Raw genomic sequence first — 14371 nt, forward strand, 5'->3', positions numbered from 1 at the left:
CTGACGACGGCTCCCGGCCGCTCAGTACTCGGGCAGATCGATGCTCGTGGCGAAGCGGTCGGTGAGCCACATCATCGCGCCGAACAGGGCGGCGCGTCGGAACACCAGGTTGCGCATGCGGATTCCTCGTTTTGTCCTGGGCGCGAGGAAAGCACCGGCGTTGCCGTTCTTGTTGACTTTCGCGTAGCCGCGCATGAGCTCGGTGTACCGGCGGAACGCCGCCAGGTGGTCGTTCCCGGCTCGGTGCAGCTCCCCGGCGAGCACATACGCGCCCACGACCGCCAGGCCAGTGCCGAACCCGCCGAGCGTGTTGCCGTAGGCGGCGTCGCCGAGCAGTACCACCCGGCCCTTGGCGTAGTCGTCTATGTGGACACGGCTGATCGAATCCAGGTAGAAGTCGGGGGACGGCGGCACCTTCGCGAGGATCTCGGGGATGCGCCAGCCACCGCCCCGGTAGGCGTCGATCAGCAGCTTTTTCTGCTGGTCCGCGTCGTAACGGTCGTAGCTGAGCTCGGGCGAGGCGAACACGAAGAACGTCTGCGCCTTCGGCCCGCCGACCGCGACCATCCGGCCGGGTTCGTTGTACGTCACGCCTTCGCCGTCGATGTCAAGGTCGGCCAGCGCGTAGTAGTGGCCGAGGAAACGGACGTGACCGGGCCCGAACGCGAGCCGACGGACGTTCGAGTGGATTCCGTCCGCGCCGACGACCAGGTCGAACGTGCGCGGCGCGGTACCGGCGAACGTCACGTGCACGCCGGCGCGGAGCGTGGGTGCCTTTTCGACGACTGTGACGCTGGCGCCGTACCGGGCGAGCCAGAGGGCGAGGGCGGGACCGGCGATGCTGGCTCCGGAAACGAGGATCTTCAAGCCGCTTACGTTCGCGGGCGCGGCGCTCGCCAACCCCTCCACGGCCGCGGCCACCGTCGCGATCATCGGCGACGTGCGGGCAAGCGCGACTGCCGCCCTTCCGCGGCAAGCCGCTCGAAGCGCAGGGCGTCGACGTCGCCGGGATCGAGGGCGAGCCGGTAGCCGCCGCCTTCGAAGGTCACTTCTTTGACCACTTTGCGAAGCCGCGACACATGCGCCTGCACGGCACCTGCCGCATCGGCGGGCGGGACCTCGCCGTACTGGGCGCTGATGATCCCGTCGACCGTGACCACCCGGTTGGCGTTGTAGGCCAGCAGGACCAGCAATGCACGCGGCCTCGGCCCACCGACGGTGATCGGCGCGCCGTCGTCCGCCCACACCTCGAGTGACCCGAGAATCCCGATCCGCACGCCGCCGATTGTCCACGATGGCCGCCTACCATGGCGGACGTGGACGAACGCCAGGTCCGACGCTACACAACTTCATCTGCCGGCCCCCGAATCGCCCGTGCGACAAAAATCCCCATCGACGAATTGGCTGGATCGACAACTCGGCACCGTGAGCTGTCCGGCGAATGGTGGGCTTGCTGGCAGACGTGGAACGAAGGCGACGAAACCCTCAACACGCACAAGATTCGTATGCGTCAACAAGGCGATACGGTCGAAGTGACAACTCCCATGAGAGGCGTCGCCCCTCTCGGGGCAGGCGGGCATCTCTGGCACGCGGAAATGCGGCTCTGGGACAACGAAATCCTCATGGGCTGGCACATCGCCGACCAGGAGCCGATACGTTCCAAAGGAACCGTGTACTTCGTGATCGACCCGCTCGGGACGTACATGACAGGCCGCTGGGTCGGTCGTGACCACGGCGGCTCCATCGTCACCGGCTGGGGCGCGATCGCCAAGACCGGGGACGACGCGCTTGATCTCGTCATCGAACTCATGGAGAACGAACGGTAGAGCGAAGGCCGGAGGACGCAGGCGCGCCCGCCGGCCTTCTGGTTCTCCTAGTAGGCGGCGTCCTCGAGGACGATGCCGGTGTCCACGTGCGGGGCCTTCGCGGTGCCCGCGTAGTTGCGCTCCACCCGGGCCGCCTCGGCGGCGTTCGGGCGGACGTTGTTGCAGCTCACGCCACCCGTGGAGCCCGACATCAGCGACGAACACGGGCCGGGCTTGACGTCCGGCAGGCCGAGGCTGTGGCCGAGTTCGTGGGAGGCGATCCGGACCACGTTGTAGCCCTGGTTCACCGCCTGGCGGCCCATCCACACCGTGACCGTCCCGGTCGGACGGACTGGGCCGAGGGTGGCGCGTGGCCAGCCGTTGTCCGCGATCACCCGGATGTTCACGCGCTGGCCAGCGGTGGCCTTCACGATCCGGACGTTGGACACACTGGTGTTCCAGACGTTGACGCCTTCCGCGACCGCGGCTTTGAACTCGCCGGCCTGGCTGTCGTCGTAGGTCAGTGTGGTGGCCAGGACCTCGGGCGCCGCGGCGGCCGGGGCCGCGGTGGCCACCGTGACCGGCATCGCCAGTGCGGCGCTGATCATGACACCGGTGAATGTGCGTCGAAGCACGATCTACTCCTCGCGTTCCGTGTGTGCAGGGGGTGGGAACGACGTGGCGCCGGGGGTTCATGCCGACGCCATAGCCCGATGTTATGGCCGTGTTCAGGGCGGACGGAACCCGCCGATGGTTGCCTGACACCATCTTCGGTATGGATTCAGCCGAGGTTTCGTTGCGCGGGCTGGCGTTGGGCGACGCGTTCGGTGAGACGTGGTTCCGCGCCGCCCGCGACCCGTCGACGCGTGTACTCGCGCCTGGTCAGTGGCAGTGGACCGACGACACCGCGATGGCGTTGGGCGTGTTCCGCGTGCTCAGGACGCACGGCCGGATCGATCAGGACGAGCTGGCCAACCAGTTCGCGGCCGAGTACGCCCGGGATCCGAACAGGAACTACGGGTCGGCGATGCACGACGTGCTCACGGCGATTCGCAACGGCGAATCCTGGCGTTCGGCGGCGCAGCGGCAGTTCGGCGGCCTAGGGTCGTGGGGCAACGGTGCCGCGATGCGAGTCGCGCCTGTCGGGGCGTGGTTTGCCCTGGATGAGGCCGTTGAGCAGGCCGTCAGGTCAGCGGAGGTCACGCACGCGCACCCGGAGGCGATCGCTGGAGCCGTTGCTGTCGCGGTGGCGACGGCGCTGTCCATCAGCGGTGTGACCAGCGCGGATCTGCTGGACGAGGTGCTCGCGCGGGTGCCGTCCGGGCAGGTCAGGGACGGTCTGCGGCAGGCGCGGCAGATCGGTTTCGACGTGGATCCACGGGACGCGGCGGCGACGCTGGGCAACGGCAGCAGGCTGTCGGCGCCCGACACCGTGCCCTACGTGGTGTGGAGCGCGGCAAGGAACCTTGATGATCTCGTCGAGGCGTTGTGGGACACGGTCCTCGGCGGCGGCGACACCGACACGAACTGCGCGATGGTCGGCGGCATCATCGCCCCGCGTACCGGGCTTGACGCGGTCCCCGACGAGTGGTGGCAGGCGGTCGAACCGCTCCCGCTATGACCTGAGAACGGCCTCGGCGCGAAGGGCGGCCTGAGTCCGGCTCGGCACACCGAGTTTCGCCAAGACGTTGCCGACGTGCACCTTCACCGTCCGCTCGGCCAGCCCGAGCCGCGTCGCGATGTCCCGGTTGGACAGTCCCTGGCCGAGCATGGCCAGTACGTCCCGTTCCCGCGGGGTCAACGCGGGACGGCCGGACAACGTGGTCGCCGCGGCCGGGCTGATCACCGTCATTCCGGAGTGGACCGCACGGACGGCGGCGGCGAGTTCGGCGCCGGTGGAGTCCTTGAGCACGAACCCCGCCGCGCCGAGCGCCAACGCCTGACGGATGTCCCGGTCCCGGCCGATCGTGGTGAGCAGCAAAGCCTTCACCGAAAGCTGACGCAGGACCTCGAAACCGTCCATCCCCGGCATGTACAGGTCGAGCAGGACCACGTCCACGTCGTCCAGCGCACGGGCGAGCAGCTGCTCGCCGGACGCGCACTGCGCCACCACCGAGATGTCCGGCTGGGCGCCCAGAACCATGGCCAGTCCCTCCCGGACCAGAGCCTGATCGTCCACCACCACGACCCGGATCATGCGGTCACTCTAGTCTCGGCACGTGCGAGCGAGTGATGCCGGGATAGCGCTGCTGGTGGCCGTGTTGTTCTGGGGCAGCGGAATCTGGACCGACGGGCAGGCGATCGCGCTGGGCGCGGCCCAGATCGTGCCGCTGGTGGCCAGGCGGCGTGCGCCCGGGACTGTGCTGGTGATCGTCACCGTCGCCACACTGGCGCACGTGCTGTACGGCCTGTCCAAGAACATCGGGTACGTCCCGGTGCTGGTCGGCTTGTACAGCGCGTCGAACACGGTCTGGCTGTGCTCGGGCGCGGCCATGGCGCTCGGTCTGGCGATGTCGATGGTCAGGGGACCGGTCAACGGCGGACTGCTGGCGCTCGCGATCTCGGCCGTGGCCTGGACACTCGGTGTCGAGCGGCAGCGGCATCTGGCTGACCGGGCGCGTTTGGCCGAACTGGAAGCCGCGCAACGACGTGAGCGCACGGCGATGCACCTGCACGACACCCTGGGCCAGACGACGACCGTGATGCTGGTGCAAGCCGAGGCGTTGCGCGCGGTGGGCACGTTGGCCGAAGCCGACCTGCGGCGCGTGGACGCGATCCTGGCCGCGGGCCGGGAGGCGATGACCGAAGTCCGCCGTGCCTTGCGGGACCTGCGCGACGACGTGACACCGGACCGTGACACCGACCTGCCTCACCTGGTGGAACGACTGCGAGAGGCGGGATTGGTTGTCGACCTGCCGGAAATCCCGCACTGGGCGGAACGTGTGGTCGCGGAAGCACTGACCAACGTGCTGCGGCACGCCGGACCCGGTACCACCGCGACCGTCACGGTCACCGACGCCTACGTTGAGATCCGCAACCGCATACCCGTGCTCAGCAGGCCGCGCGGCGCCGGATTCGGACTGTCCAGTTTGGAGCGTGAGCTCGGTTCCCGGCTGGTCTGCGGCCGTCGTGGCCGGTACTGGGTGGTCAGGGCTTACTTTCCCTGATACGTCAGCAGTTCCCCGACCGTGACGAAGCGGTACCCCTCCGCCTTCAACCGGTTGACGATCGGCCCGACCGCCCGGCGCGTCTCCGCACGACCGGCGTACATGCCGTGCAACAGGATGATCGAGCCCGGGCGCACGTTCGACACCGTGAAGTCGGCGATCCGCGACGCGCTCGCGTCCACCTCGGGATCGGTGTTCGGTTCGACGTCCCACATGATCGTCCTGCGGTCGTGGTCGTCCAGGTAGGACGGCAGGGTCAGCAGTTTCTTGCCGTTCGGCGGGCGGAACGTGATCTCGCCCCGGTAACCGGCGTCCCTGATCAGCTGGTCGGTCCGCTCGATCTCCCCGGCCACGAACGCGGGCGTCACGAACACCATCCGCTCGTGGGAGTACGTGTGGTTGCCCAGTTCGTGGCCTGCCGCGACGATCGCCTTCGTCAGCTCCGGGTGTTTGGCCATGTCCTGGCCGATCAGGTAGAACGTGGCGGGCACCTGGGCGCGGGCGAGCTCGTCGAGCAGGGGCCGGGTGCCCGCGGGGTGCGGGCCGTCGTCGAACGTCAACGCGACCACCTTGGCCGACGTGTCCACCCGGTCGGTCAGGCCGCCGAAGAACTGGAAGGTCCGGGCGCTGGTCAGCGCCTGCACCCCGAACGTGCCCGCGACCAGCACGATCACCAGGACCACCGCGACGATCGTCCACCTGCGGGCACGACGGGATGAAGGAAGGACTCGCACGCCGACACCCTGGCCGTCCACCGCAAGGAAGGGAAGCGGCGGAGGTACTAGTACCTAGGTGTCACGAGCTCCGCCCACACCGCCGTGTCGGGTGGCAGCAGGCCGCCGTCGAGCGGTCCACTGTGGTGCAGGGGGCGACCGGGGAACGTCACCGGCCGTTGCCCGGTGTTCAGCACGCAGGCCACGTCCCCGCGGCGGAACTCCAGGACACCCGGCCTCTCCGGCAGCCACTCGAACGGGCGGCCGACGATGAACCGCTTGCGCAGCGCGATCGCCTTGCGGTACATCAGGAGTGTCGAGTTGGTCCCGGTGGCGTGCCAGGGCATCGGCGCCCGGACACCGTCACGGCCGCCTGGATCACCGTTGTCCACCTCGACGTTCTCCATGCCCAGCTCGTCACCCTGATAAATCCACGCCGCACCGGGCAACGCGAACATCACCAGGGCCTTCGCCTTCGCGCGGCGCGGTCCGTACCGGGTCGCGACCCGCATGAGGTCATGGCTGCCGAGCACCCATGTCGGCAGCGCACCGGCCTTCCCGAGTTCCTCGATCGCCTGAGCCGCGGTGTCGCGCAGCGATTCCCACGGCGCGACCGCCCAGTCGAACTGGAACACCTGGTGCAACCGGCCAGGTCCGACCCGCTCGGCGATCCGGTCCGGGGTGCCCCAGAGTTCGCCGATCGCGACCCGGTCGCCGTACGAGTCCAGCAGGTCCCGCCACCGGCGGTGGATCGCGGCCGTCTCGGGCCGGTCCCAGTGCGGGTGAACCGGCTGCTCGCCGACCTCGGCGTAGTCCGGGTCCTTGGCCAGACCGCCCGCGACATCGATCCGCACTCCCGCGAAGCCACGGTCGAGCCAGAACCGCAACGTGGCGTCGAAGTCGTCGGCGACGTCGGTGTTCGTCCAGTTCAGGTCGGGTTGCTGGGGCGTGAACAGGTGCAGGTACCACTGGCCGTCCGGAGCCCGTGTCCACGCCGGACCGCCGAACATCGACTCCCAGCCGTTGGGCTCGGCACGGAAGTGGTAGCGGGCCCGTTCGGGCCCGCCCCGCAACGCCGCACGAAACCACGGGTGCTCGGCTGACGTGTGGTTCGGCACGACATCGGCGATCAGCCGCAACCCCATCCGGCGCGCTGCCTGAACGATCGCGTCCACATCGGACAGTGACCCGAAGAGCGGGTCCACGGCACGGTGATCGGTGATGTCGTAGCCGGAGTCGGCCTGCGGCGACGGGTAGAACGGCGAGATCCAGACCGCGTCCACGCCCAGATCACGGGGATGGTCCAGCCGGGACAGCAAACCCGGCAGATCCCCGATCCCGTCACCGTCGGAATCACGGTAACCACGCAGGTAGACGTGATACCCGACCGCCTCCCGCCACCACGTCATCGTGGAACCAGCTCGATCAAGGAGATCGACGGCATCGGCAGCGTGAACGTCAGTTCCACGTCCGCCTCCACGTCACGGTCCTCGCCGATCCGCTCCAGTTCGTTGGCCTCGCGTAACTGGGCCCACTGCTCTTCGGTGGGCCACGGATCGCCGCTCATGCCGCGCCAGACCGCGGCGATGTTGGAGTGGTGTTCGTCCACCCGGTGGTGCCGCAGGACATAACCACCGGACAGGCCGGTGAACCGCAGCCGCACGGTCCGGTTCAACGGCGCATGACCGTCTGCCTTGGACTGGTCGAGTGTGCCGTTCCAGACCGCGACGGCGACGCTGCCGTCCGGATCGCGCCCGGCCCACGTCTCGACCAGTGACCCGGCGCCGTCGCCGTGGGCCGTGACCCGCAGTTCCCGCTCACCGAGGCGTTCCAGCATCGCCAGCGCCCAGAACCTGGGTTTGGCCAGGTCTCCGACCGCCCGCAGGCCGAAGCCGCCGTGCAGCAGGGACGGCGGACGGCCCAGCTCCTCGAAGTGGTCGGACGCCACCCAGTACGACAACGCCTCCACCCGACCGGCCGCCGACCGCATCCCCCTGGCCAGGAAGGCCGCGGCCAGCACGGAATCGTTGACCGGGTGGAAGTGCCGCGGGCTGACACCCCACTCGGTCCACCAGATCGGCAGGCCCGGCCGGCCGTGCCGGGCCAGTTGTGGCCGGATGTCCAACGGCGGACTGCCGTAGGTGTGCGTCGACACGAAGTCCACCGGCGTGCTTGAGTCTATTGTGGACAGCATCTCGTCGATCTGGCCTGCCGCGGCCGAGGCCGGGCCGCCGACCTTCAGCGCCGGGTCGACGTCCTTGACGGCCTTGGCCGTCACTTCGTACAGCCGCCAGAACTCGGCAGGCGTTCCGCTCCAGAACACCTCGAGATTGGCCTCGTTCCAGACCTCGAAGGCCCAGCCCAGCACCTCGGCCCGGCCGTACCGGCCGACCAGGTGCCGGACCAGGGCACGGATCAGCCCGGCCCACCTGTCCCAGTCCTTCGGCGGGGACACGACCGCCTGGTAGTGGAACACTGTCGCGGCCGGATCGGCCGCCAGGTCGCGGGGCATGAAGGACAGTTCGACGACAGGCCGTAAGCCCAGCCCCAGCAACCGGTCGTAGACCCGGTCGACACCGGTGAAGTCGTACACCGGAGAGCCGTCGACCTCCCGGTAGACGCGGAGGTCGTCACCGAGGATCCCGTGTGCCCGGACGCTGCGGACGTTGAAGTGGCCGCGTGCCGCGGCCAACGCGGACGCCAGTTCGGAGCCGATCGGACGGCCGCCGGTGGTCTCGGTGCTCAGCAGGTGCGACAGGTGCTCCGAGCCGATCATCGGCCGCCACGGCCGGGGGAGCGGCCCCGCGTCCGAGTCCGCCGCGACCACGATGTCCACCTGGGCGGTCGCATCGGTCAACGGCGTGCACGCGACCGGAGCGCACAGCGAGCCGGGCATGTCGACCGCGCTGAGTGCCGCGACCGAATACCAGTACTGGTGCCCCGGTTCACCGGTCGTGTCACAGTACGGCGGGTGCGGGACCGCCAGCACGTCGAGTCCCAGGTGGTCGACCGGCTCGAAGGAACCGTCCGCGCGGTCGGCGCGGTAGACCTGGTAACCGCAGGCGCCGTCGACGGGTTCCCAGGACAGGGTGACCTGCGCCCGCCCGCCTGTCGCGACGAGGTTGGCGGGCGGGCGCAGCGGCTCCGGATTCACTCGTCGTCCTTTCGGATGCCGAACTCCTCGATGGCCAGCAAAGGCCGGATGCCGCGCTCGACCTCGCCGCGGGTGAAGGCGGTGCGGATCATGTCGTGGCGCAGCGAATTGCCGATCGCGCCGAGGATCATGGCCTGGTCGAGCGAGAGGTACCTGTCGGCGATCTTGCCGCTGCGCACCGCGATGGAGTCCTTGAACCCGCCAGGGCCGTAGCCGTCGGTGAAGTTCTTGCGCAGCTTGGCCAGGTTCGCCAGTGCCGCGTCCTTGGCGTACGGCAGGGCCAGGAACACCGCGTGCGGCGTCACGACGCCGTCGCCCCATTTCTCCGGTGCCGGTCCGGGCGGACGGCAGTCACCGAAGCCGTAGTCCACTTTGGTGCCTTCGACGTCCGACGGATACCCGCCGGGATCCATGCCGAGAGGCGGTGCGCCGTACGCCGCGTAACCGCCGAACGGATTGCTGGCGGGGGAGAAGCCCCAGTAGCCGTACTTCGCTTCGATCAGGCCGTGGTCGATCTGGCCCTGCACGTAGATCGGGTGGTTCAGGCCCCAGCTGCGAGGTCCCCAGCGCTCCTCGGGCACGAACAGCGCGGGCATCAGGGCTTCGAACATGTCGCCGCCCCACGTCGGCACGAACCGCTTGCCGCGATAGGTGTACGTGCCCTCGAACACGGGCACACCGAGGTAGGTCCGGTGCACGCCGACCGGTTTCTGCTTGAGCCAGGACCAGTCGCAGGTGTCCGGGAAGGTGCGGTACGTGCCGAAGTAGTGCTCACGCGGGATCTGGCCGAGCGCGATGCCGATGTAACTGGCGATCCGGGGTTCGGTGTTGAGGATGTCGTAATGGTTGCACGTGTAGTACACGTCCTTCTCGGACACCGAGCAGCCCGGCGGTTTCTCCGGCCAGAAACCGCCACGCAACTGGCCCGCGGGAAAGCCCTCGCCACGGGACTTCGGGTTGTAGTAGAAGCCGAAGTCCATGCCGTACAGCAGCTTCTCGGCCTTGCGCCGGGCCGGCGGCTCCGCGGTCCGGACGACCATCAGCGCCGCCGCGAGCCAGCCGTTGTCCACACTGGACAGAAACGGGTACACGGGACTGTCGTCCTCCGGCCAGATCCGCAGGACTTCGCCGGTGGCCGGGTCGTACCAGTTGAAGTACATCCCGGTCGGCTCGTGCCGTTTCAGGACGGCCAGCGTGTCGAGCGTGGCGTCGATCCGGGTGCTCGCCTCCCGGCGGCCGATGATGCCCAGGTCACGGGCGACGATCGTGCTCCACAGGTATCCGCCGATGTTGGTCGGTGACGTGTACTCGCTGCGGGTGGCGGGATTCAGGTCGCCGCCGATGTTGTCCGCCACCAGATTCGTGCGCGGATCGAGCATCGCGGTGAACGACCGCCAGGTGTCGACCGCGTAGTCGTACAAGGGGTTTCGTGGTTCTGCCGTGGCCGCGGGAGCGGTGCCCGCCAGGAGCGCGGCCGCCAGGATCGTGACGAGTTTCATGGGCTCACCTGAATCCGGTTGTGGCGATGCCTTGGGTGAAATGCCTCTGCAGGAACGTGAAGAGCAACAGGACAGGCACGACAACGACGACCGCGCCCGCCAGCAGCAGGCCGTAGTCGATGCTGTTCTGGCCGACGGAGTACAGCGCCAGCGCGACGGGCATGGTGTACATGTCCTCCGTCTGCGCGACCACCAACGGCCACAGGAAGTTGTTCCACGAAGCGAGGAACGTGATGATGCCCAGCGTTGCCAGTGCTGGGCCGCACAGTGGCAGCACGATCCGGGCGAAGATCCGTGCCTCGCCGGCGCCGTCGACCCGGGCCGCGTCGATCAGCTCGTCCGGCAGCTCCCCGATGAACTGCCGCATCAGGAACACCCCGACCGGCTGCACCAGGTACGGCAGGATCAGGCCGGAGTACGTGTTGGCCAGGCCCACGTTGCTGACCAGGATGAACAACGGGACGAACGTGACCATGCCCGGCACCATCAGCATGCCCATGACCAGGCCGAACAACAGCCTCCGGCCCCGGAAGGACAGCTTCGCCAGGACATAGCCGAGCATCGAACAGAACACCATGTTGCCCACGGTCACCGCGACCGCGACGGCGACCGAGTTCGTCAGATACGTGGCCAGGTCCAGCCGCTCGAACAACGACCGGTAGTGCTCACCGGTGACGTGTCCGGGCAGCCAGGTCGGCGGCGTGCCGAGGATCTCCCCGGCCGGTTTGACCGAGCTCAGCAGCATCCACACGAACGGGGAGATCACCGCCAGCAGGCCGGCCGTCAGGACGACGTAGACCCACCAGCGGCCCTTCGCCGTCATGTCTTCGGCCTCAGCAGCCGGAACTGCACCACGGTCAGCCCGACGATGACGGTGAACAGCACGTAGCTCATCGCGGCGGCGTACCCGTAGTTGCCGAAACCGAACTGGTTGTAGATGTAGTACGAGACCGTCAGCGTGCGGTCCAGGGGAGTGCCCTGGGTCATCACGAACGGTTCCTCGAACACCTGGAGGTATCCGATACCGGTGATCACCGCGGCGAACAGCAACGCGGGACGCAGCATCGGCAGGGTGATGTCACGCAGCCGCTGCCACGGACCGGCGCCGTCGATCGCCGCGGCCTCGTACAGCGTCCGCGGGATGCTTTGCAGCCCGGCCAGGAAGATCACCATCAGCGTGCCCATCCCGCGCCACGCCGCCATCACGATCAGGCTCGGCAGGGCCAGATCCGGGTCGGTCAGCCAGTTCGGCCCGTCGATGCCGGCCAGGCCGAGCAGGCCGTTGACCATCCCGCTGTCCGGGTGCAGCAGGAACCGCCACACCACGGCGACCGCGACGATGCTCGTCACGACCGGCAGGTAGTAGCCGACCCGGAACACCGTGCGGAACTTCGTGACGCCCCGGTCGATTCCGAGGGCCACGGCCAGCGCCAGCACGATCGTCAACGGCACGCCCAGCACCACGAACAGCACGGTGTTCCACGCCGCCCGCAGGAAACGCGTGTCGGAGAACAGTCGCGCGTAGTTCTCCAGGCCGATGACGCCGACGTTGAGCGGTGTCCGCAGGTCCGTGCCCCGGATGTCGGTGAAGCTCATGCCCAGCGAGGCGATCACCGGCCCGGCCATGAACACCACGAACAGCACCGCGAACGGCAGGGCGAACGTCCACCCGACGATCGTCCGGTGGGTGGCGCGGGACAACGCCACGTCAGTTCCCCGTGCCGATGGACGCCGCCGACGCCTGCATGGTCCGTAGCACGTCGGAGACGGATGCGGTTCCCCGGGCCGCCTGTTCGATGCCGCCGTCGATCACCGCGGCGACCTGCTCCCACGTCGGGATGGCCGGCGGTGCCTTGGCGACCTTGAGCTGACGGCCGAACACCTGCAGGAAGTCGTCCTTGGCCAGGGCCGGGTCCTGCCATGCGGACTGCACCGCGGGCGGGTCGGCCTGGATCGTGAACCACTCCGCCTGGACGTCCGGCCTGCTCAGATACCTGATGAACTTCCACGCGCCGTCGGCGTTCCTGGCGTTCTTGAACACCACCAGGTCACCGCCGCCCGCGAAACTCGCCGCCCGCTCGCCCTTGGGCAGTTCGACCACGCCGTACTTCGAGGCGAACTCCGGCCCGCCCTGCTTGAGGATCACCGAACGGTCGTAGGCGCCGGAGACGAACGCGCCGATCTTGCCGCTGACGAAGTCCGCCACCTGCGCGCCCGGCACCAGGCGGTCCGAAGAGGACAGTCCGGACCGGTGGAAGGACGTGTAGTACTCCAGAGCTGTCCGCATCCGCGGCGTGTCCAGGGTGAACTTCCCCTCGCCGTCCACCAGCTCGGCGCCTGCCTGCCAGCCGAACGGCATGAACGTCTGCCACGCGCCGGTTCCGCCGGCCTGCAGGTTGATGCCCTGCGCCGCGCCGCCCTTGTCCTTCAACGCCTGGGCGAACGACTTCAGCTCGTCCCAGGTGGCCGGTGGCCGGACACCCGCCTTCTCGGCGAGGTCCTTGCGGTAGTAGAGCGACCGGGTGTCGGCGTACCACGGGACTCCGTAGGACGTGCCGCCGACTTCGGTGGTGGCCCACAGGCCGGGGAAGAAAGCGGCGCGGTCGAAGGAGGACGGCGTCGGCTGCAGTGCCCCGGTCTTGGCGAACTCGCCCATCCAGGTCGTGCCGATCAGGCTGACGTCCGGCGTCTGGCCCGCCGCGATGGAGCTCGCGAGCTTGTTGTGCGCGCCGTCCCAGGGCACCGGCGTGACCTTGACCGTGGCTCCGGGGTTCTCGCGTTCGAACCCGGCGGCCAGTCTGCCGAGGTTCTCGCCCTCACCGCCCATCGCCCAGACGGTGATCTCGCCGGTCGCCTTGCCTTCGCCGACGCTGCTCGGTTGTTGTGGTGCCGCGCCGGTCTGCGTCTCGCGACCGCACGCGGCGACGGCTAAGAGGCTTGTCATCAGGACTACGAACGGGATTCGACACCTCACTGTGTTCCTCCTTAAGTCCTATGTCCCCCACAGCTGTCCCGGATCAGTACCTCGGTCGGCAGCACCCGGTGGATCAGCCCGGCCCGGGCGCCGGTGATCCGTTCGTCCAGTGCCGCCGCTGCCTGTGCGCCCAGTTCCCGCATGGGCTGGCGGACCGTGGTCAACGCGGGCCTGGCGAACCGCGCGGCCATCACGTCGTCCCAGCCCGTGATCGCGACGTCCGCCCCTGGGCGCAGGCCGAGTTCCTCGGCCGCGAGCATCGCGCCCAACGCCACCTCGTCGTTGAAACACACCAGGGCGTCCGGTCTGGTGCGGGATCGCAGCAGTTCCTTCGCTGTCGCACGGCCCGCGCTCTCGTCGGCCCCGCACGTGGCGATGAACCTCCGTCTCCTGGCTTCTTTCAGCGCCTTGGACACGCCGGCCCACCGGCCCGCCGCGTCAGCCGACGCGGTCGGGTCGCCCAGGTAGACCACCCGGCGATGGCCGTGGTCGAGCAGATGCCGGGTCAACTGGCAGGCACTGCGCTCGTTCTCGGTGTTGATCACGTCCGTGCCCGGCACTTCCGGCCTGCCCAGCAGGACCACCGGAACGCCGGTGGCGGCGACCTCCTGGACCACGTCGTCACTGACGGTCCGGCCGAACAACACCATCCCGTCCACCCGGTCGGCCAGCGACAACACCGCCTGCGCGGCGTCCGCTCTGTCCCGGGTGGACAGAATCAGGACGGACCGGCCGCGCTGGGCAGCCATCTCCTCGTAGCCCAGCACGACCTCGGTGTAGAACGGCCCGGACAGGTCGGGGAAGACGATCCCGTTCGCCGCGTGTTTGCGTTCCGCGAGCGCGACGCCGAGCCTGCTCGGCCGGAACCTGAGGGCTGCCACCGCCTTCCGGACACGTTCCTCGGTCGCCGGGGCCACCGGCTGTGTCCCGCGCAGCACCCGCGACACCGTCGCGGGGGACACGTTCGCCCGCTCCGCGACGTCGTAGATGGTCGCCGGAACCTCGGAAACCGGTTTCACAACCGCTTTCATGGGTCGGACACTGCCACAGAAGGCAGGT

Annotated in this window: 15 protein-coding genes; 3 read left to right on the forward strand and 12 right to left on the reverse strand. The window is 68.7% G+C overall.

All coding sequences use genetic code 11. The features are described from left to right. Window positions 1-21: 21 nt before the first annotated feature. Both GC106_RS01660 and GC106_RS01665 read right to left on the reverse strand, forming a co-directional pair. Window positions 22-921 carry a Rossmann-fold NAD(P)-binding domain-containing protein gene (locus GC106_RS01660; RefSeq protein ID WP_312872346.1) on the reverse strand — a complete coding sequence of 300 codons (900 nt, stop codon included), beginning with the start codon at window positions 919-921 and terminating at the stop codon, window positions 22-24. 8 nt (window positions 922-929) lie between these two features. Next, a complete protein-coding gene (locus tag GC106_RS01665) occupies window positions 930-1277 on the reverse strand; it encodes an AfsR/SARP family transcriptional regulator (protein ID WP_173123565.1) in 348 nt (115 codons plus the stop codon). Between the two features lie 39 nt (window positions 1278-1316). On the opposite strand from GC106_RS01665, the gene GC106_RS01670 reads away from it, so the two are divergent. Continuing rightward, on the forward strand, window positions 1317-1826 hold the full coding sequence (locus GC106_RS01670; protein WP_173123567.1) for a transcriptional regulator: 510 nt from the start codon (window positions 1317-1319) through the stop codon (window positions 1824-1826). Window positions 1827-1873: 47 nt separating this feature from the next. Here GC106_RS01670 and GC106_RS01675 read toward each other — a convergent pair whose 3' ends face one another. Next, window positions 1874-2440 carry a snapalysin family zinc-dependent metalloprotease gene (locus GC106_RS01675; protein WP_173123569.1) on the reverse strand — a complete coding sequence of 189 codons (567 nt, stop codon included), beginning with the start codon at window positions 2438-2440 and terminating at the stop codon, window positions 1874-1876. A 140-nt stretch (window positions 2441-2580) separates the two neighbouring features. Between GC106_RS01675 and GC106_RS01680 the strand changes: the two genes are divergently transcribed. Then, window positions 2581-3426 (forward strand): ADP-ribosylglycohydrolase family protein, encoded by an 846-nt coding sequence (locus tag GC106_RS01680; protein WP_173123571.1) that lies wholly within the window; start codon window positions 2581-2583, stop codon window positions 3424-3426. Here the strand turns inward: GC106_RS01680 and GC106_RS01685 are convergent. Then, window positions 3421-4002, reverse strand: a complete 582-nt coding sequence (locus GC106_RS01685) for a LuxR C-terminal-related transcriptional regulator (protein WP_173123573.1) — start codon at window positions 4000-4002, stop codon at window positions 3421-3423. The genes GC106_RS01680 and GC106_RS01685 overlap by 6 nt on opposite strands. A 22-nt stretch (window positions 4003-4024) precedes the next feature. On the opposite strand from GC106_RS01685, the gene GC106_RS47465 reads away from it, so the two are divergent. Then, window positions 4025-4972: a sensor histidine kinase gene (locus GC106_RS47465; protein WP_173123575.1), complete on the forward strand. Its 948-nt coding sequence runs from the start codon at window positions 4025-4027 to the stop codon at window positions 4970-4972. On the opposite strand, the gene GC106_RS01695 is transcribed toward GC106_RS47465, so the two are convergent. Genes GC106_RS01695 through GC106_RS01730 form a run of 8 tightly spaced genes read right to left on the reverse strand, consistent with a single transcriptional unit; the run spans window position 4960 to window position 14343 of the window. Continuing rightward, window positions 4960-5706: a polysaccharide deacetylase family protein gene (locus GC106_RS01695; protein ID WP_173123577.1), complete on the reverse strand. Its 747-nt coding sequence runs from the start codon at window positions 5704-5706 to the stop codon at window positions 4960-4962. The genes GC106_RS47465 and GC106_RS01695 overlap by 13 nt on opposite strands. 47 nt (window positions 5707-5753) lie before the next feature. Next, window positions 5754-7094, reverse strand: coding sequence for an alpha-amylase family glycosyl hydrolase (locus GC106_RS01700; RefSeq protein WP_173123579.1), 1341 nt, complete (start codon window positions 7092-7094; stop codon window positions 5754-5756). Then, window positions 7091-8839, reverse strand: a complete 1749-nt coding sequence (locus GC106_RS01705) for a GH39 family glycosyl hydrolase (RefSeq protein WP_173123581.1) — start codon at window positions 8837-8839, stop codon at window positions 7091-7093. Before GC106_RS01705 ends, GC106_RS01700 begins: the two co-directional genes overlap by 4 nt. Beyond that, window positions 8836-10338 (reverse strand): glucoamylase family protein, encoded by a 1503-nt coding sequence (locus tag GC106_RS01710; RefSeq protein WP_173123583.1) that lies wholly within the window; start codon window positions 10336-10338, stop codon window positions 8836-8838. The genes GC106_RS01705 and GC106_RS01710 overlap by 4 nt, the downstream gene beginning before the upstream one ends. A 4-nt stretch (window positions 10339-10342) precedes the next feature. Further along, window positions 10343-11161, reverse strand: coding sequence for a carbohydrate ABC transporter permease (locus GC106_RS01715; protein ID WP_173123585.1), 819 nt, complete (start codon window positions 11159-11161; stop codon window positions 10343-10345). After that, on the reverse strand, window positions 11158-12045 hold the full coding sequence (locus GC106_RS01720; RefSeq protein WP_312872347.1) for a carbohydrate ABC transporter permease: 888 nt from the start codon (window positions 12043-12045) through the stop codon (window positions 11158-11160). Before GC106_RS01720 ends, GC106_RS01715 begins: the two co-directional genes overlap by 4 nt. A 1-nt stretch (window position 12046) precedes the next feature. Then, window positions 12047-13282, reverse strand: a complete 1236-nt coding sequence (locus tag GC106_RS01725) for a sugar ABC transporter substrate-binding protein (RefSeq protein WP_173123587.1) — start codon at window positions 13280-13282, stop codon at window positions 12047-12049. A gap of 41 nt (window positions 13283-13323) precedes the next feature. Continuing rightward, window positions 13324-14343, reverse strand: a complete 1020-nt coding sequence (locus GC106_RS01730) for a LacI family DNA-binding transcriptional regulator (RefSeq protein ID WP_173123589.1) — start codon at window positions 14341-14343, stop codon at window positions 13324-13326. Window positions 14344-14371 lie beyond the last annotated feature (28 nt).

Source organism: Kibdelosporangium persicum (assembly GCF_013280595.1).
Taxonomy (GTDB): Bacteria; Actinomycetota; Actinomycetes; order Mycobacteriales; family Pseudonocardiaceae; genus Kibdelosporangium; species Kibdelosporangium persicum.

What these genes read in the sequence shown, in the direction of transcription:
- GC106_RS01680 (WP_173123571.1), top strand. Translation starts at nt 2,581, where the DNA reads ATGGATTCAGCCGAGGTTTCGTTGCGCGGGCTGGCGTTGGGCGACGCG.
- GC106_RS01685 (WP_173123573.1), bottom strand. Translation starts at nt 4,002, where the DNA reads ATGATCCGGGTCGTGGTGGTGGACGATCAGGCTCTGGTCCGGGAGGGA.
- GC106_RS01700 (WP_173123579.1), bottom strand. Translation starts at nt 7,094, where the DNA reads ATGACGTGGTGGCGGGAGGCGGTCGGGTATCACGTCTACCTGCGTGGT.
- GC106_RS01710 (WP_173123583.1), bottom strand. Translation starts at nt 10,338, where the DNA reads ATGAAACTCGTCACGATCCTGGCGGCCGCGCTCCTGGCGGGCACCGCT.
- GC106_RS01715 (WP_173123585.1), bottom strand. Translation starts at nt 11,161, where the DNA reads ATGACGGCGAAGGGCCGCTGGTGGGTCTACGTCGTCCTGACGGCCGGC.
- GC106_RS01725 (WP_173123587.1), bottom strand. Translation starts at nt 13,282, where the DNA reads ATGACAAGCCTCTTAGCCGTCGCCGCGTGCGGTCGCGAGACGCAGACC.
- GC106_RS01730 (WP_173123589.1), bottom strand. Translation starts at nt 14,343, where the DNA reads ATGAAAGCGGTTGTGAAACCGGTTTCCGAGGTTCCGGCGACCATCTAC.